General features: G+C 61.7%; 16 protein-coding genes. 8 read left to right on the top strand and 8 right to left on the bottom strand.

Annotation, left to right across the window (positions count from 1 at the left end; all coding sequences use genetic code 11):
• Nucleotides 1-107 precede the first annotated feature (107 nt).
• The 6 genes from NTD85_RS17905 (at nucleotide 108) to NTD85_RS17880 (ending at nucleotide 6,916) form a co-directional block, all read left to right on the top strand.
• Entirely contained in the window at nucleotides 108-1,001 is an 894-nt protein-coding gene (locus NTD85_RS17905; RefSeq protein ID WP_003222962.1) for a 2-hydroxy-3-oxopropionate reductase, read from the top strand.
• Nucleotides 1,002-1,162: 161 nt separating this feature from the next.
• A complete protein-coding gene (locus NTD85_RS17900) occupies nucleotides 1,163-2,437 on the top strand; it encodes a glycerate kinase (protein WP_201138374.1) in 1,275 nt (424 codons plus the stop codon).
• Complete coding sequence (pyk, locus tag NTD85_RS17895) at nucleotides 2,434-3,849, top strand: pyruvate kinase (protein WP_003222958.1); 1,416 nt, start codon at nucleotides 2,434-2,436, stop codon at nucleotides 3,847-3,849. The genes NTD85_RS17900 and pyk overlap by 4 nt, the downstream gene beginning before the upstream one ends.
• 201 nt (nucleotides 3,850-4,050) lie before the next feature.
• Entirely contained in the window at nucleotides 4,051-4,965 is a 915-nt protein-coding gene (locus NTD85_RS17890) for an urea transporter (protein WP_262142821.1), read from the top strand.
• Between the two features lie 22 nt (nucleotides 4,966-4,987).
• Nucleotides 4,988-5,812: an ion transporter gene (locus tag NTD85_RS17885; protein ID WP_003222956.1), complete on the top strand. Its 825-nt coding sequence runs from the start codon at nucleotides 4,988-4,990 to the stop codon at nucleotides 5,810-5,812.
• A gap of 105 nt (nucleotides 5,813-5,917) precedes the next feature.
• Nucleotides 5,918-6,916 (top strand): sulfate ABC transporter substrate-binding protein, encoded by a 999-nt coding sequence (locus NTD85_RS17880; RefSeq protein ID WP_003222955.1) that lies wholly within the window; start codon nucleotides 5,918-5,920, stop codon nucleotides 6,914-6,916.
• A 185-nt stretch (nucleotides 6,917-7,101) separates the two neighbouring features.
• Here the strand turns inward: NTD85_RS17880 and NTD85_RS17875 are convergent, their stop codons facing one another.
• Nucleotides 7,102-7,722, bottom strand: coding sequence for a DUF5666 domain-containing protein (locus NTD85_RS17875; protein WP_262142820.1), 621 nt, complete (start codon nucleotides 7,720-7,722; stop codon nucleotides 7,102-7,104).
• A gap of 243 nt (nucleotides 7,723-7,965) precedes the next feature.
• Between NTD85_RS17875 and NTD85_RS17870 the strand changes: the two genes are divergently transcribed.
• Nucleotides 7,966-9,153, top strand: a complete 1,188-nt coding sequence (locus tag NTD85_RS17870; RefSeq protein WP_047292599.1) for an MFS transporter — start codon at nucleotides 7,966-7,968, stop codon at nucleotides 9,151-9,153.
• 54 nt (nucleotides 9,154-9,207) lie between these two features.
• Here NTD85_RS17870 and NTD85_RS17865 read toward each other — a convergent pair whose 3' ends face one another.
• Both NTD85_RS17865 and NTD85_RS17860 read right to left on the bottom strand, forming a co-directional pair.
• On the bottom strand, nucleotides 9,208-9,612 hold the full coding sequence (locus NTD85_RS17865; RefSeq protein WP_003222952.1) for a type II toxin-antitoxin system HicB family antitoxin: 405 nt from the start codon (nucleotides 9,610-9,612) through the stop codon (nucleotides 9,208-9,210).
• The gene (locus NTD85_RS17860) at nucleotides 9,612-9,824 is read right to left on the bottom strand and encodes a type II toxin-antitoxin system HicA family toxin (protein WP_262142819.1); all 213 of its coding nucleotides are present in this window, start codon (nucleotides 9,822-9,824) and stop codon (nucleotides 9,612-9,614) included. Before NTD85_RS17860 ends, NTD85_RS17865 begins: the two co-directional genes overlap by 1 nt.
• 267 nt (nucleotides 9,825-10,091) lie before the next feature.
• Here NTD85_RS17860 and NTD85_RS17855 point away from each other — a divergent pair, with 267 nt between their 5' ends.
• Nucleotides 10,092-10,979 carry a LysR family transcriptional regulator gene (locus NTD85_RS17855; protein WP_262142818.1) on the top strand — a complete coding sequence of 296 codons (888 nt, stop codon included), beginning with the start codon at nucleotides 10,092-10,094 and terminating at the stop codon, nucleotides 10,977-10,979.
• Between the two features lie 106 nt (nucleotides 10,980-11,085).
• Here the strand turns inward: NTD85_RS17855 and NTD85_RS17850 are convergent, their stop codons facing one another.
• The 5 genes from NTD85_RS17850 to NTD85_RS17830 are packed head-to-tail and all read right to left on the bottom strand — an operon-like array spanning nucleotide 11,086 to nucleotide 15,706.
• Entirely contained in the window at nucleotides 11,086-11,490 is a 405-nt protein-coding gene (locus tag NTD85_RS17850) for a hypothetical protein (protein ID WP_262142817.1), read from the bottom strand.
• 28 nt (nucleotides 11,491-11,518) lie between these two features.
• Nucleotides 11,519-12,721, bottom strand: coding sequence for a c-type cytochrome biogenesis protein CcmI (gene ccmI, locus NTD85_RS17845; protein WP_262142816.1), 1,203 nt, complete (start codon nucleotides 12,719-12,721; stop codon nucleotides 11,519-11,521).
• On the bottom strand, nucleotides 12,718-13,188 hold the full coding sequence (locus tag NTD85_RS17840; RefSeq protein WP_262142815.1) for a cytochrome c-type biogenesis protein: 471 nt from the start codon (nucleotides 13,186-13,188) through the stop codon (nucleotides 12,718-12,720). The genes ccmI and NTD85_RS17840 overlap by 4 nt, the downstream gene beginning before the upstream one ends.
• Nucleotides 13,185-13,721, bottom strand: a complete 537-nt coding sequence (locus NTD85_RS17835) for a DsbE family thiol:disulfide interchange protein (protein WP_210559214.1) — start codon at nucleotides 13,719-13,721, stop codon at nucleotides 13,185-13,187. The genes NTD85_RS17840 and NTD85_RS17835 overlap by 4 nt, the downstream gene beginning before the upstream one ends.
• Nucleotides 13,718-15,706: a heme lyase CcmF/NrfE family subunit gene (locus tag NTD85_RS17830; protein WP_003222946.1), complete on the bottom strand. Its 1,989-nt coding sequence runs from the start codon at nucleotides 15,704-15,706 to the stop codon at nucleotides 13,718-13,720. The genes NTD85_RS17835 and NTD85_RS17830 overlap by 4 nt, the downstream gene beginning before the upstream one ends.
• Between the last annotated feature and the right edge of the window lies 1 nt (nucleotide 15,707).

Raw genomic sequence — 15,707 nt, 5'->3', positions numbered from 1 at the left:
CCAAATTATAGACCCGCCCCCCCCCCCCCCCCCCCCCCCCCCCCGCTCCCACCCAAGGCAACACTCCCTATTTCGCTTGAGCAAGACAAAAACAAGAGGATTTTCTCATGGCTAAAATCGGATTTATCGGCACCGGCATCATGGGCCACCCAATGGCTTCGAACCTGCAGAAAGCCGGTCACAGCCTGTTCCTGTCGGCGCACCACGACGCCGCTCCGGCCGATCTGGTCGCCGCTGGCGCCGTCGCTCTGGCCAATCCGCGCGAAGTGGCGCAGGAAGCTGAATTCATCATCGTCATGGTCCCGGACACCCCGCAGGTCGACGACGTGCTGTTCCGCGCCGACGGCGTTGCTGCCGGCATCGGCAAAGGCAAAGTCGTGATCGACATGAGCTCGATCTCGCCGACCGCCACCAAGGCCTTCGCCAAGAAGATCAACGAGAAAGGCGCGCAATACCTCGACGCCCCGGTATCCGGTGGTGAAGTCGGCGCCAAGGCTGCGACCCTGAGCATCATGGTCGGTGGCGACGCCGATGCCTTCGAACGCGCACTGCCGCTGTTCCAGGCCATGGGCAAGAACATCACTCTGGTCGGTGGCAACGGCGACGGTCAGACCGCCAAAGTGGCGAACCAGATCATCGTCGCGCTGAACATTCAGGCCGTGGCTGAAGCCCTGCTGTTCGCCTCGAAAAACGGTGCTGATCCGGCCAAGGTGCGTGAAGCGCTGATGGGCGGTTTCGCTTCGTCGAAGATCCTCGAAGTGCACGGCGAGCGCATGATCAAGGGCACCTTCGATCCGGGCTTCCGCATCAGCCTGCACCAGAAGGACCTGAACCTGGCCCTGCAAGGCGCCAAGGAGCTGAACATCAACCTGCCGAACACCGCCAACGCCCAGCAAGTGTTCAGCACCTGCGCGGCCATCGGTGGCAGCAACTGGGACCACTCGGCGCTGATCAAGGGTCTGGAACACATGGCCAACTTCTCGATTCGCGACAAAAAATAAAGCCACTGCCCCACCGCTTGAACCTGTGGGAGCGAGCTTGCTCGCGAAGAGGGCGTATCAGTCGACATGGATATTGCCTGATCCATCGCTTTCGCGAGCAAGCTCGCTCCCACAGGGATCTCTACCGCCCTTTCGAATAACAAGAATTCCGGGAGCCCGCCATGTCGGTCGATCCGCAACAACTGCTGCGCGAGCTGTTTGCCACAGCCATCGACGCGGCCCATCCGAACCAAGTCCTCGAAGCCCATCTACCTGCTGATCGCAGCGGTCGGGTGATCGTCATCGGTGCCGGCAAAGCCGCAGCTGCCATGGCGCAGGTGGTCGAGCGCTGCTGGCAGGGTGAAGTATCCGGTCTGGTGGTGACCCGTTACGGTCACGGCGCTCCGTGCGAAAAAATCGAAGTGGTCGAAGCCGCGCACCCGGTGCCGGACGCCGCCGGCCTGGCCGTGGCCAAGCGTGTGCTGGAACTGGTCAGCAACCTGAGCGAAGACGACCGCGTGATCTTCCTGCTCTCCGGTGGCGGCTCTGCCCTGCTCGCCCTGCCGGCCGAAGGCATTACCCTGGCCGACAAGCAGTCGATCAACAAAGCCCTGCTCAAATCCGGCGCGACCATCGGCGAGATGAACTGCGTGCGCAAGCACCTCTCGGCGATCAAGGGTGGCCGCCTCGGCAAGGCCTGCTGGCCTGCCACTGTGTATACCTACGCAATTTCCGATGTGCCGGGCGACCTCGCCACGGTCATCGCTTCCGGCCCGACCGTGGCCGACCCGAGCACTTCTGCCGAAGCGCTGGCGATCCTCAAGCGCTACAACATTGAAGTCCCGGCGTCGGTGCGCAACTGGCTGCAAAGCCCGGAATCGGAAACGGTCAAACCCGGTGACCCGAGCCTGGCCCGCAGTCACTTCCAGTTGATCGCCCGCCCGCAGCAATCGCTGGATGCCGCGGCGGTGAAATGCCGTCAGGCCGGTTTCAGCACACTGATCCTTGGCGACCTGGAAGGTGAGTCACGTGAAGTGGCGAAGGTCCACGCCGGCATCGCTCGGCAGATCATCAACCATGGTCAGCCGTTGGCGGCGCCGTGCGTGATTCTTTCCGGTGGTGAAACCACGGTCACCGTGCGCGGCAATGGCCGTGGCGGACGCAACGCCGAATTTCTCCTGAGCCTGACCGACAGCCTCAAGGGTCAGCCCGGCGTTTATGCGCTGGCCGGTGACACCGACGGCATCGACGGCTCGGAAGACAATGCCGGCGCGATCATGACCCCGGACAGCTACGCCCGCGCCGCGGCCCTCGGTTTGAGCGCCAGCGACGAGCTGGATAACAACAACGGTTACGGCTACTTCGAGGCGCTCGACGCGCTGATCGTCACCGAGCCGACCCGCACCAACGTCAACGACTTCCGCGCCATTCTGATCCTTGAGAACTCTAAATCATGACGCCTGATAAAAAGGTCAAAATCCTCGCCACCCTCGGGCCTGCCGTCGACGGCATCGACGACATCCGTGAGCTGGTCGAGGCTGGGGTCAACATCTTCCGCCTGAACTTCAGCCACGGCGATCACGCCGACCACGCCCAGCGCTATCAGTGGATCCGCGAAGTCGAGCGCCAGCTCAACTATCCGCTGGGGATCCTGATGGATTTGCAGGGGCCGAAACTGCGCGTCGGCAAGTTTGCCGACGGCAAGGTGCAGTTGCATCGTGGTCAGGCGTTCCGCCTCGATCTGGACGCTACGCCGGGCGATGAACGCCGAGTGAATCTGCCGCACCCGGAGATCATCGCCGCGCTCGAAGCCGGGATGGATCTGCTGCTGGATGACGGCAAACTGCGCCTGCGCGTGGTCAGCAAATACTCCGACGCGATCGACACCACCGTGCTCAATGGCGGCGAGCTGTCGGACCGCAAAGGCGTCAACGTACCGCAAGCGGTGCTCGACCTCAGCCCACTGACCGCCAAGGATCGCCGCGACCTGAGCTTCGGTCTGGAGCTGGGTGTGGACTGGGTGGCGCTGTCGTTCGTGCAACGTCCGCAAGACATTCTCGAGGCCCGCGAACTGATCGGCGACAAGGCGTTCCTGATGGCGAAAATCGAGAAGCCGTCTGCAGTTGAACAACTGCGTGAAATCGCCGAACTGAGCGACGCGATCATGGTGGCTCGCGGTGACCTCGGCGTCGAAGTACCCGCCGAAAGCGTGCCGCAGATCCAGAAAAACATCATCACTACCTGCCGCGAGCTCGGCAAACCGGTGGTGGTGGCGACGCAGATGCTCGAATCGATGCGCTTCTCCCCGGCACCGACCCGTGCTGAAGTCACTGACGTGGCCAACGCTGTGGCTGAAGGCGCGGATGCGGTGATGCTCTCGGCCGAAACCGCGTCCGGTGAATACCCGCTGGAAGCGGTGCAGATGATGAGCAAAATCATCCGTCAGGTGGAGAACGGTCCGGACTATCAGACTCAACTCGACGTCAGCCGACCGAAAGCCGAAGCAACGGTGTCCGATGCCATCAGTTGCGCGATCCGCCGCATCAGCAACGTGCTGCCGGTGGCGGTGCTGGTCAACTACAGCGAGTCGGGCAGCTCAAGCCTGCGGGCGGCGCGGGAGCGGCCAAAAGCGCCGATCCTCAACCTGACGCCGAACCTGCAGACGGCACGACGCTTGAGCGTGGCGTGGGGTATTCACTCGGTGGTCAACGATCGTCTGCGTCAGGTCGATGAAGTGTGTTCGACCGCGCTGGAAATCGCCCAGGCTCAAGGAATGGCCGAGCGTGGCGATACGTTGCTGATCACTGCCGGGGTGCCGTTCGGGCAGCCGGGATCGACCAACTCACTGCGGATCGAAACATTGATCTGACTAGCGACACAAAACCTGTGGCGAGGGAGCTTGCTCCCGCTTCGGCTGCGCAGCAGTCGTCGCTTTTAGGGCATGACGGTTTTCACAGAAGAACCGCATTAACCCATGTTGGGGCCGCTTCGCGACCCAGCGGGAGCAAGCTCCCTCGCCACAGTTATTGGCAAGACCCTTTGATTGTCCCACTGCCCAGATTTTTTCAACATGCCTGCCAATCATTTCAACACCCACTGCCCCGACTGGGCCGAGGCTTTGCTCAACGGTTTCAGTCAAATATTCCTCCAGCGCCATCCGCTCTGCGGCCTGTTGTGCCTGCTGGCGATCCTGCTCACTGCGCCGGTGCTGTTTGCCGGCGCGCTGCTCGGTGCGGTCGCTGGATTGCTCACCGCACAACGGCGTAACTATGCCAAGGCTGATCGTCAGGCCGGATTGTTCAGTTACAACGGCGTGCTGCTCGGCTTGTTGCTGAGCCTGTATTTCCCTTGGTCGCCAATGTTGCCGCCGCTGATCCTGGCGGCCGGCGGCCTGAGTGCGATGGTCACACAGCAATGGCTCAAACACGTGTACCGCAGTCGATCGATACCGGCTTATACCTCGCCGTTCGTGGCAATCAGCTGGATCCTGTTGCTGTTCGCCGAGCCGTCCGCGCCGACAGCGCACATCGAGATGAACACGCTGAATTTGCTCGCCGCTGAGTGGCGTGGACTGGGTCAGGTTATGTTCCTTGATCATCCACTGGCCGGCGCATTGATCGCCATTGGCCTGTTGATCGCTGATCGCCGCGCCTTTTGCTGGGCATTGTTCGCGTCGGCCATCGGCCTGGCGTCGAGTCTGCTGCACCACGAAAGCAGCACCGCGCTACTCGGACTGGGCAGCTACAACGCGGTACTCGCCGCCCTCGCCTTCAGTACGCAGCGCCAGCAACCGTGGCTGCCGCTGCTGGGCATCGTCCTTGCGCTGCTGGTCACCCCGTTGTTTGCCGCCCTTGGCCTGGCGACGCTGACCGCGCCGTTCATCCTCGCCGGCTGGCTGATCCGCGCTGGCGCGCAGATGCTCGGCAACAGCGCTGTCGAAAGCCCGTCTTGCGCTCATGGGGAGAATCAACCTAGGCTGCGCTGATTTTATGGCCAGGGCGACTTGCATGAACAACAACGACACGTGGCGCAATCGCCTGTACGTGATCATTTTCCAGACCGACACCGTGGCCGGGCGCCGTTTCGACAGCACCCTGCTGCTGATCATTCTGGCAAGCCTGGTGGTGGTGATCCTCGACAGCATCGATGAAGTCCACCAGAACTACGCCAACGTGCTGGCGTACATCGAATGGGGCTTCACCGTCATCTTCCTCAGCGAATACATCCTGCGTCTGTATTGCTCGCCCAAACCACTGCGCTACGCGTTCAGTTTTTACGGGCTGGTGGACTTGCTGGCGATCGTGCCCGGAATCCTCGCGCTGTATTACAGCGACGCGCAGTACCTGCTGATCATCCGGATCATCCGTATGCTGCGGATCTTCCGGGTGCTCAAGCTCGGCCCGTACCTGAAACAGGCCCACTACCTGCTCGACGCCCTGCGCGGCAGCAAGCAGAAAATCCTCGTGTTCCTGCTCAGCGTCTGCACGCTGGTCACGGTGTTCGGCACCTTGATGTACGTGGTCGAAGGTCCGGAACACGGCTTCACCAGCATTCCCAAAGGCATTTATTGGGCTATCGTGACGCTGACCACCGTGGGTTACGGCGACATCGTGCCCAGAACGGTGTTGGGCCAGATCATTTCGTCGCTGGTAATGATCACCGGTTACTCGATCATCGCCGTGCCGACCGGGATTTTCACCGCCGAACTGGCTACCGCCATGCGCGGGGGTCAGCAGCAACACGACTGCCCGGTCTGCTCGAAAAGCAGCCATGAACACGAAGCTTCGTTCTGCTCGCGTTGTGGCAATGCCCTGTTCAAGAAAATGGAATAAGCACAGAGCTTTTTAATCTTTAAGCGACTATGCCGCCCCGGCTATAGTCGCTGGCAAAACGGTATCACCCCCTACCGTCATCACCGACACAACAAGGAATGCGCAGTGAAAAAACTCTTTGGCGCCTCACTTCTCGCCGCTGGCCTGGCCCTGGGCAACATCGCTCAGGCGGCTCCGACTCTGCTGAACGTTTCCTACGACGTGATGCGCGATTTCTACAAGGACTACAACACTGCGTTCCAGAAACACTGGCAGGCTGAACACAACGAAAACATCACCGTGCAGATGTCCTTCGGCGGTTCGAGCAAGCAGGCGCGTTCGGTGATCGACGGCCTGCCGGCTGACGTCATCACCATGAACATGGCGACCGACATCAACGCCCTCGCCGACAACGGCAAACTGGTTCCGGAAAACTGGGTGACCCGCCTGCCGAACAACAGCGCGCCGTTCACCTCGGCCACCGTGTTCATCGTCCGCAAAGGCAACCCGAAAGCCCTGAAAGACTGGCCGGACCTGCTCAAGGACGGCGTGCAGGTGATCGTGCCGAACCCGAAAACCTCGGGCAACGGCCGCTACACCTACCTCTCGGCCTGGGGCTATGTGCTGAAAAACGGCGGTGACGAGAACAAGGCCAAGGAGTTCGTCGGCAAACTGTTCAAACAAGCGCCGGTGCTGGACACCGGTGGCCGCGCCGCGACCACCACGTTCATGACCAACCAGATCGGCGACGTGCTGGTGACCTTCGAGAACGAAGCCGAAATGATCGCCCGCGAGTTTGGCCGCGACCAGTTCGAAGTGATCTACCCAAGTGTCTCCGCCGAAGCCGAGCCACCCGTGTCGGTGGTCGACAAAGTGGTCGACAAGAAAGGCACCCGCGCCGCTGCCGATGAATACCTGAAGTACCTGTGGTCGCCGGAAGGTCAGGAAATCGCTGCGGCCAACTACCTGCGTCCACGTGACCCGGCAGTGCTGGCGAAGTACACCGACCGCTTCCCGAAAGTCGACTTCCTGTCGGTGGAGAAAACCTTCGGTGACTGGCGTTCGGTGCAAAAGACCCACTTCAATGATGGCGGAATCTTTGATCAGATTTATTCCGGCCAGTAAGGCTTAAGCGATAACGAAAAAGGCGACCTCGACAGGTCGCCTTTTTTGTGGGCATTGGAAATCACACAGTCCCCCCATGTGGGAGCGGGCTTGCTCGCGAAGGCGGTGTGTCAGATACATGTTTTTGACTGACACACCGCTTTCGCGAGCAAGCCCGCTCCCACAGGGGATTGTTTGTCAGCCAGTTACATCGGCGGCGTGACGCCATCCTTGCCGGCGGAAATCGATTGCGCCGTCAACGTGCCGTCTGCGTCCTGGGTCACGAAGCTGACAATCTTTACCCCGACCTTGAGCAAGCTGCGATCCCCCGGCGTCAGATTGACGATCGGCACGTCCTCCGGCACCAGGATCTTCTGCTGCCCGCCCTTGTAATTGACCGTCAGCACACGGCCATTGCTGACCACCAGATCACCGACGCTGCCATTGGTCATGCTGCTGCCCTTGGCCAGGTCGAATGGCCGATGGCCGTCGCCGCTGCCGGCCAGTTCCGGCGGGAACACATGCACTTCGAGCGCTTTCAGGGTTCCGTCCTCCTGGGGCATGGCGGCCGAGCCGATGTAGCTGCCGGGTTTGATGTCCTCGATATTGGCCAGGGTGACGGCGCGAATCCTGGTGTCCGGGTTCAACCGGATCACCACGTTCTCGCCGCTGTTGACGTGGACTTTCAGCGAGTCGGCGCCGACCCCGGTGATCTCGCCGCGCACGCCGAGACGCATACCCGGGGCATCGGCGGCCTGCACCGCAGTGGCACTGAGCAGGCCAAGCAAGGCAATCGTAGTCGTGTGACGCAGCAGCTGACGCAACATGGCAATCCTCCGTTGATGAACAGTAATAGCGCAGAAGCAAACATAAGCACGCTATCGAAGAACATGTAAGTGAATGTATCATCGACCCTCCCCGGCCGGACGCAAGGTTCGCCGATGGACGACACCCTGTTGGAAGCCAATCATTCCGCAACGGAATAACTGATATCGATCGAAGGCTTCTACCGCCGCTTCGGTACGTCCCTTAGCCTCACCGCATTCCCTTTCGCTGGATCGAGAAACCTTATGAACGCCACAACTCACGCAATGACCCGAGGCATGGTGCTGCTGTTCGCCTTCTGCTGCGGCGCCATCGTCGCCAACATCTACTACGCACAGCCAATCATCGGCCTGATCGCGCCAGACATCGGCCTCTCCGACACCATGGCCAGCTTCATCGTCTCGCTGACGCAGATCGGTTATGCGCTGGGCCTGTTCTTCCTGGTGCCGCTGGGCGACCTGCTGGAAAACCGTCGGTTGATGATCATCACCACGGTGGTGGCGATTGCCAGCCTGCTCGGCGCGGCGTTCACCAGTCAGCCCAACGTGTTCCTGCTGATCTCGTTGCTGGTGGGCTTCAGTTCGGTGTCGGTGCAGATCCTGATTCCGCTGGCTGCGCACCTGGCGCCAGAGGAATCCCGTGGCCGGGTGGTCGGCGGGATCATGGGCGGCTTGTTGCTGGGCATCCTGCTGGCGCGACCGGTGTCGAGCGTGGTCGCCGACCATTTCGGCTGGCGCGCGATGTTCATGATTGCTGCGGCGTTGATGGCAGCGATCAGCGTGGTGCTGGCACTGACCGTGCCCAAGCGCCAACCGGATCACAGCGCCACGTATGGCCAGTTGATCGGCTCGCTTTGGACCCTGCTGCGCCAGCAACCGGTGCTGCGTCAGCGCGCGTTTTATCAAGGCTGCATGTTCGCCACCTTCAGTCTGTTCTGGACCGCGGTGCCGCTGGAACTGGCGCGCAACCATGGCCTGTCGCAAAGCGAAATCGCGATCTTCGCCCTGGTCGGCGCCATCGGTGCCATCGCCGCGCCGATCAGTGGACGCCTGGCTGACGCCGGCCACACCCGCATCGCTTCGCTGCTGGCCATGCTGTTCGCCAGCCTGAGCTTCCTGCCCGCCTTCATCCACCCGGCCTACAGCGTGATCGGCCTGGCCGTGACCGGCGTGGTGCTGGATTTCTGCGTACAGATGAACATGGTCCTCGGCCAGCGCGCGGTGTACTCACTCGATGCCAAAAGCCGCGGTCGCCTGAACGCTTTGTACATGACCAGCATCTTCATCGGCGGCGCTTTCGGCTCGTCGGTGGCCAGTGCGGTGTATGAGCACGGTGGCTGGTTGTGGATCGTGATTGTCGGTAGCGCGTTCCCGCTGCTGGCGCTGGTACGGTTTCTGAGTGCGTCGCAGCGTGGTTCTTTGGCAACGGCGTAGGCATCCAGGCTCGCTCCCACAGGTTGCTCAATGGGCCTGAGGGAGCGATGACGCTTAATAGCGAACCAGTTTCTCCATCGCCGCATCCGCCAGAAACGAAGAGCGGCTTTTGACATTGTGTTCACGCACATAACGATCGATGCGCTGGATCACATAACCTGGCAACGTCACGTTGACCTTCTCGGTCTTGCCCATGTACGGCGAGATATCCAGCTCGAGCATCCCCCAGCCCATATCGGCAAACTCCGGATTATTGCGATGGGCCGCTGCCGACGTCGGCATGGGAATCGATTCCCCGTCCGCCGCTATCTCCTGCAGCATGATGTGAGCAATTTCAACGGCTGCGTTGTAGGCGTCCTCGAAGGTATCCCCAGCCGTGACGGCGCCGGGAATGTCAGGTATCTGAATACCGATGGCGGTGTTGTCGTCACCCCATTCGATGCAGATCGGATATTGCATTATGGATCTCCCTTGTTGCTGGCTGGCGGGTGGTGCAACCCGGCACGCCTCCTGATGCTTTTGACCGTCCCCAACGGTAAATCCTTTTTCGGGTGGGGAACGGGAATGGTGTAAGGGTTGTAACGGTGAGTGAAGATGTGATGACTGCCGGTGACTCGATCCAGCGTCCAGCCTGCCTCCTCCAGCTCCTTGATCAATAGACTGCTTTGCACCTGGCGCCTCCTTGCTCCGGCCGAATAAAAGTAACTCTAGAGTTATCTTTACTCAAGCACATAAATCTGCAGAACGACGTTCGGTTGTTTTACAGCATGTGATTGAATGGACGCGGATTACACTCAGCACCCTATTCCCTGTGGGAGCGGGCTTGCTCGCGAAGGCGTCGGATCAGCCAATACCTGTGCTGAATGTCAGACCGCTTTCGCGAGCAAGCCCGCTCCCACAAGGGGACTACGACAATTTTCAGATTTGCAGGAAGACTGATGGACCGCCTCGCCGCCATGGAAACCTTCGTCTACGTGGTCGAAACCGGCTCGTTTTCCGCCGCCGCCCGACGGTTGAATATCGGCCAGCCCGCCGTGTCGAAAACCATCGCTCAACTGGAAAAACGCCTGGCGGTCAGCCTGTTGCTGCGCTCGACCCGCGGCCTGACGCCGACCGAAGCCGGACTCGCGTTTTTCGAACGGGCCAGACGCGCCATCGACGAAGCCAACGAAGCCGATAACGCCGCCCGTGGCAGCGCCGGCGGTTTGCGCGGCAACCTGCGCATCAGCGCGGCGGTGACTTTCGGTCGCCTGCACGTCGTGCCGCAACTGGGGCCGTTTCTCGATCAGCATCCACAGCTGAACATCGACCTGATGCTCGATGACCGCAACATCAATCTGGTCGAAGAAGGCATCGACGTCGCCCTGCGCATGGGCCCGCTCAGCGACTCCAGCCTCACCGCGCGCAAGATCGCCGACTGCCGCCGCGTGGTGCTCGGCACCCCGGCCTACTTCGCCCGCCACGGCGAGCCGAGCTGCCCTGCCGATTTGAATCAGCACCAAGGCATCGTCTACAACCTCAGCGGCGGTGCCACCTGGACCTTCACCCAAGGCCGCGAACAGCAGACGCAAACCCTGACCGGCCGCCTGCGTGTCAGCGCCGCCGAGGGTTTGCGCGCAGCCGTGCTGGCCGATCAGGGCCTGGCCATCGCCTCGCAATGGATGTTCGCCCCGGAGCTGGCAAGCGGTGCGGTCAGGGCGGTGATGAGCGATTGGGGATTGCCGGATCAGGACCTGTGGGCAGTGTTTCCCACGGGGCGGATGGTCAGTGCGAAGGCGCGGGCGTTTGTGGATTATATGCAGGGGTTGTTGACCAGCGAATTGTGAAAAACAGCGAAATCAAAAGATCGCAGACTTCGCCAGCTCCTACAGGGTCATCCATACTGCCGGACAACATATAAAAAACGGCGATCCAGAGATCGCCGTTTTTTCATCACTGCCCGAACTGTTTGCCCAACCCCGGCGGCACGCCGTGGATATCGGTGTCTTCCCATGGGCCGTTGGGGCTGATCGAGCGGCTCCAGCCGTTGTTCCAGCGGAAGTAGGTGCGCTGGCGGTAGAAGGTGTTGGGCTGATCGTCGAGGACATAGACCCCGAGTTGCTGATCCCAGTGGCTGTTGCCGCCCGGTGGCGGGGCGAAGCTGGCTGAGGTGCGTGGGACTGGCTTGGACGGTTTGGCCGGGATGCTTTTGCCCGGGGTCGGCGCGGTCGACGGGGTCGGGCTTGGTTGCGACGGCGGGATCGGCGGCAGACTGGTGGTCGGTTCCGGTCGGTGCACCGCACAGGCGCTCATGCCCAGGGCCATTGTGATGACTGCGATTCGGGCGAGACTGTGCATGGCGGTGCTTTCCTGTGGGTGCCGGTGGTTATTGGTCCGGGCTGTCGATGGTCAGTGTTTGCGGCGCGGTGGTGCTGCTGGCCAGCGGGCCGCTGCGACCCACCCACTCCCCGGCGGTCGGTTGACCGGCTCGGGAAATGCGCGCAACCAGTTGGACTTCAGGAAAGTTCGACAGTTTCAACTGCGGCATCATCGCATCGGCATCGCCCAGTTCGACGGTCACCGGCAGATCCGCCACGGTCAGACGCTTGGCCGCCAGCGGTGCCGGTGGGCCGGAAACGGCACGGGCGAAGATGAACACGCTGTCGCCCGGTTGCACCTTGCCTTTGAGTTCGCTGGCCAGATCGACGCGCACCTTGAGCAGTGCGGCAACCTTGGCAGCCGGCGTGGCGGCGACTTTACCGCCGCTGGCTTGCAGGCGCTCGGTGGCGCGCTCGATCCCGCCTTGCAGCGCAGCACGGGAGTTGTCGTCCGCCGGCAGTTGCGCCAGCAGGCGGCTCCAGTAGTCGATTGCCTGCTGATAACGCTCACCCTCGAACGCGGCGATGCCGAGCAGACCGAGGCTGGTGACTTCTTTCGGATCGGCTTTCAGCGCTTCGTCGGTTAAAGCCTGGATCTTGTCCGACCACTTCTTGCCGTCAGCAAAGTATTGCGCCTGCGCCCACTGGCCGAGCAGTTCCGGCTGGCGACCGGCCAGGTTGGCGGCGCGCTCGAACATCTTCGCCGCATCCGCCGGACGTTCCTGGGCCATGTAGGTGCGCCCGAGGAAGTACAGGCCTTCCGCCGAATCCGGCTGCGCCGCAACAGCACGCTCCAGCCGTCGGGTCATCTCTTCCATCGACTGCGGTGCCTGGGCAAATTCGCGGGTCAGTTCGACTTTGTCGGCAGCACCGAAATGCAGATACAGCCCCAGCCCCAATAACGGCACCAACACCGCCGCCAGCAGCGGCAACGGCTTGCCCAGTTTCGACACACGCGGTGCGGCAACGCCTTCGGTATCGGCGAGCAGCTCACGCGCCGCTTCCGCGCGACCGCTGTCCATTTGCGCCGCATCGAGTACGCCTTCAGCCTGCTGCGCTTGCAGCTCGGCCACGCGCTCCTGATACAGCGCCACGTTCAGGGCAGTTCGATCCTCTTCACGCTGGGCGCGACGGCCACGCAAAACCGGAATCAGCAGAAAACTCAGGGCGACCAGAAGCAACAGCCCTGCGGCAAGCCAGAAATCAATCATTCTTGGTTTTTATCCAACAGTTGGTCGAGGCGCTGACGCTCTTCGGTGGACAGCGATGGCGGGGTCTCGGTGCGCTGCGCGCGACGCCGGCGAACGATCACTGCGATCACCACCAGACCGCCGAACAACAGGCCGGCCGGGCCGAACCACAGCAGTGCAGTCTTGGCATTGAGCGCCGGTTTGTAACGGACGAAATCACCGTAGCGATCGACCATGAAGTCGATGATCTGCTGATTGTCCTTGCCCTCGCCGAGCATGCGAAAAATCTCTTTGCGCAGGTCGGCGGCAATCGGCGCGTTGGAGTCGGCGATGTCCTGGTTCTGGCACTTGGGGCAGCGCAGTTCCTTGGTCAGTTCACGGAAACGCTCGCGATCGCCTTCCTTGGCGAACTCGTAGGTGTCGATCGCGGCATGCGCCACACCGGCCAGACTCAGGCCCAACAAAACGGCAGCCAGAAAACGCTTCATGGCTTGGCCTCATCGACCAGCGCCTGATATTTGGCTGCGAGTTTTTCGCGCCAGACCTGCTCGTCGATCACCCCGACGTATTTGTCGCGAATGATGCCCTTGGCGTCGATGAAGAAGGTTTCCGGCGCGCCGTACACGCCGAGGTTGAGGCCCAGCGAACCTTCGTCGTCACGGATATCCAGCGAGTACGGGTTGTGGAATTCGGCCAGCCACTTCAAGGCATCGGCGTTGGTGTCCTTGTAGTTGATGCCGTAGATCACCACACCGCGCTCGGCCAGTTTGTTCAGCACCGGGTGCTCGACCCGGCAGGAAATGCACCAGGTGCCCCAGACGTTGACCAGCGCCGGTTTGCCGAGAATGTCAGCCTTGGTCAGGGTCTTGTCGCCCTGCACGTTCGGCAGAGTGAACTCCGGGAAGGGCTTGTTGATCATCGCCGACGGCAGCTCCGCCGGATCGAGGTACAGACCGCGATACAGAAACACCGCCACCAGCAGGAAAATCGCCAGGGGTACCAGCATCAACCAACGTCTCATGCAGCCGCTCCTTGCAGGCCGAGGGCTTCACGCACCTTGGCTTTGACCTTGACTCGATAACGCCGATCCAGCGCCGCCAGCAATCCGCCCAGACCGGTCAGCAGACCGCCGAACCAGATCCAGCGCACGAACGGTTTGACGTGAACCCGCACCGCCCACGCGCCGTTTTCCAGCGGCTCGCCCAGTGCAACGTAGAGATCGCGAGTGAAACCGGCGTCGATCCCGGCCTCGGTCATCATCGAACTCTGCACGGTGTACAGGCGTTTTTCCGGGTGCAGCACGCTGACTTCCTTGCCGTCGCGGATCACCCGAATGGTGCCCTTGTCGGAGGTGAAGTTCGGCCCTTCGAAGTGCTTGGCGCCTTCGAAGATGAAGTGATAACCGGCCAGATCCATCGACTCGCCCGGCGCCAGACGCAGGTCGCGTTCGGCACTGTTCTGACTCGACAGCACCACACCGAGGGCGCATACGGCGATGCCGAGGTGAGCGATCTGCATGCCCCAGTAGCTGCGGGTCAGGGTTGGCAGGCCTTTGATCAGGCCCTTGTGGCGAGTCTTGTCGAAGATGTCGCGCACACCGGCGAGCAACACCCACGCGGCGAGCAGGAACGTCGCGATCACCGCCCAGTTGAAATCGCCGTAAGCGATACCGGCCACCACCGCCAATGCGACGCTGCCGAGCAGCACCGGGGTCAGCATGTTCGCCAGCCACTTCACCGGGGTGTCCTTCCAGCGCACGATCACGCCGACCGCCATCACCAGCATCAGCAACGCCATCAGCGGGATGAACAGCGCGTTGAAGTACGGCGGGCCAACCGACAGTTTGGCGCCGCTCAAGGCATCGAGAATCAGCGGATAGAGTGTGCCGAGCAGAATCATCGACGCCGCCACCACCAGCACCAGGTTGTTGCCCAGCAGCAGGGTTTCCCGCGACCACAGATTGAAGCCGACCTGGCTCTTGACCACCGGAGCGCGCAACGCAAACAGCGTCAGCGAACCGCCGACCACGAACAGCAGGAAGATCAGGATGAACACACCGCGTTCAGGATCGGAGGCAAACGCGTGCACCGAAGTCAGCACGCCGGAACGCACGAGGAACGTGCCAAGCAGGCTCAGCGAGAACGCGGCAATCGCCAGCAACACCGTCCAGCTCTTGAACACGCCACGTTTTTCCGTGACCGCCAGCGAGTGAATCAACGCGGTGCCGACCAGCCATGGCATGAACGAGGCGTTTTCCACCGGGTCCCAGAACCACCAGCCGCCCCAGCCGAGTTCGTAGTAAGCCCACCACGAACCGAGGGTGATGCCGATGCCGAGGAAGGCCCAGGCGACGATCGTCCACGGCCGCGACCAGCGTGCCCACGCGGCGTCGAGACGACCACCCAGCAGTGCAGCGATGGCGAAGGCGAACGCCACCGAGAAGCCGACGTACCCCATATAGAGCATCGGCGGATGCACAATCAGGCCGATGTCTTGCAGCAGCGGATTGAGGTCACGACCATCCGCCGGAATCTGCGGCAGGATCCGCGAGAACGGGTTGGAGGTGAGGATCAGAAACAACAGGAAACCGGTGCTGATCATGCCCATCACCGCCAGCACCCGGGCGAGCATGACTTGCGGCAATTGACGGGAGAACACCGACACGGCGAAGGTCCAGCCACCGAGGATCAACGCCCACAGCAACAGCGAACCTTCGTGGGCGCCCCATACCGCGCTGAACTTGTAGTACCACGGCAAGGCGCTGTTGGAGTTCATCGCCACGTAGGCAACCGAGAAATCGTCGGTCATGAACGCGTAAGTCAGCGCGCCAAAGGCAAACACCAGGAACGCGAACTGGCCCCACGCTGCCGGCTGGGCCAGGCTCATCCACAGACGGTCGCCACGCCAGGCACCGAGCAACGGCACCACGGCCTGCACCAGCGCAAAACACAGCGCCAGAATCATCGCCAGATGACCGAGTTCAGGAATAAACAGTGCAGAAGTCATC

The sequence above is a fragment of the Pseudomonas sp. 13B_3.2_Bac1 genome (genome assembly GCF_025466205.1).
GTDB classification, from domain to species: domain Bacteria; phylum Pseudomonadota; class Gammaproteobacteria; order Pseudomonadales; family Pseudomonadaceae; genus Aquipseudomonas; species Aquipseudomonas fluorescens_H.
This window is presented reverse-complemented; position numbering and strand designations above follow the sequence as displayed.

Excerpts from the sequence above, each read along its gene's own strand:
- NTD85_RS17855 (WP_262142818.1), top strand. The coding sequence starts at position 10,092 with ATGGACCGCCTCGCCGCCATGGAAACCTTCGTCTACGTGGTCGAAACC.
- NTD85_RS17905 (WP_003222962.1), top strand. The coding sequence starts at position 108 with ATGGCTAAAATCGGATTTATCGGCACCGGCATCATGGGCCACCCAATG.
- NTD85_RS17885 (WP_003222956.1), top strand. The coding sequence starts at position 4,988 with ATGAACAACAACGACACGTGGCGCAATCGCCTGTACGTGATCATTTTC.
- NTD85_RS17890 (WP_262142821.1), top strand. The coding sequence starts at position 4,051 with ATGCCTGCCAATCATTTCAACACCCACTGCCCCGACTGGGCCGAGGCT.
- NTD85_RS17850 (WP_262142817.1), bottom strand. The coding sequence starts at position 11,490 with ATGCACAGTCTCGCCCGAATCGCAGTCATCACAATGGCCCTGGGCATG.
- NTD85_RS17830 (WP_003222946.1), bottom strand. The coding sequence starts at position 15,706 with ATGACTTCTGCACTGTTTATTCCTGAACTCGGTCATCTGGCGATGATT.
- NTD85_RS17865 (WP_003222952.1), bottom strand. The coding sequence starts at position 9,612 with ATGCAATATCCGATCTGCATCGAATGGGGTGACGACAACACCGCCATC.
- pyk (WP_003222958.1), top strand. The coding sequence starts at position 2,434 with ATGACGCCTGATAAAAAGGTCAAAATCCTCGCCACCCTCGGGCCTGCC.
- NTD85_RS17870 (WP_047292599.1), top strand. The coding sequence starts at position 7,966 with ATGAACGCCACAACTCACGCAATGACCCGAGGCATGGTGCTGCTGTTC.
- ccmI (WP_262142816.1), bottom strand. The coding sequence starts at position 12,721 with ATGATTGATTTCTGGCTTGCCGCAGGGCTGTTGCTTCTGGTCGCCCTG.
- NTD85_RS17900 (WP_201138374.1), top strand. The coding sequence starts at position 1,163 with ATGTCGGTCGATCCGCAACAACTGCTGCGCGAGCTGTTTGCCACAGCC.
- NTD85_RS17835 (WP_210559214.1), bottom strand. The coding sequence starts at position 13,721 with ATGAGACGTTGGTTGATGCTGGTACCCCTGGCGATTTTCCTGCTGGTG.
- NTD85_RS17840 (WP_262142815.1), bottom strand. The coding sequence starts at position 13,188 with ATGAAGCGTTTTCTGGCTGCCGTTTTGTTGGGCCTGAGTCTGGCCGGT.
- NTD85_RS17875 (WP_262142820.1), bottom strand. The coding sequence starts at position 7,722 with ATGTTGCGTCAGCTGCTGCGTCACACGACTACGATTGCCTTGCTTGGC.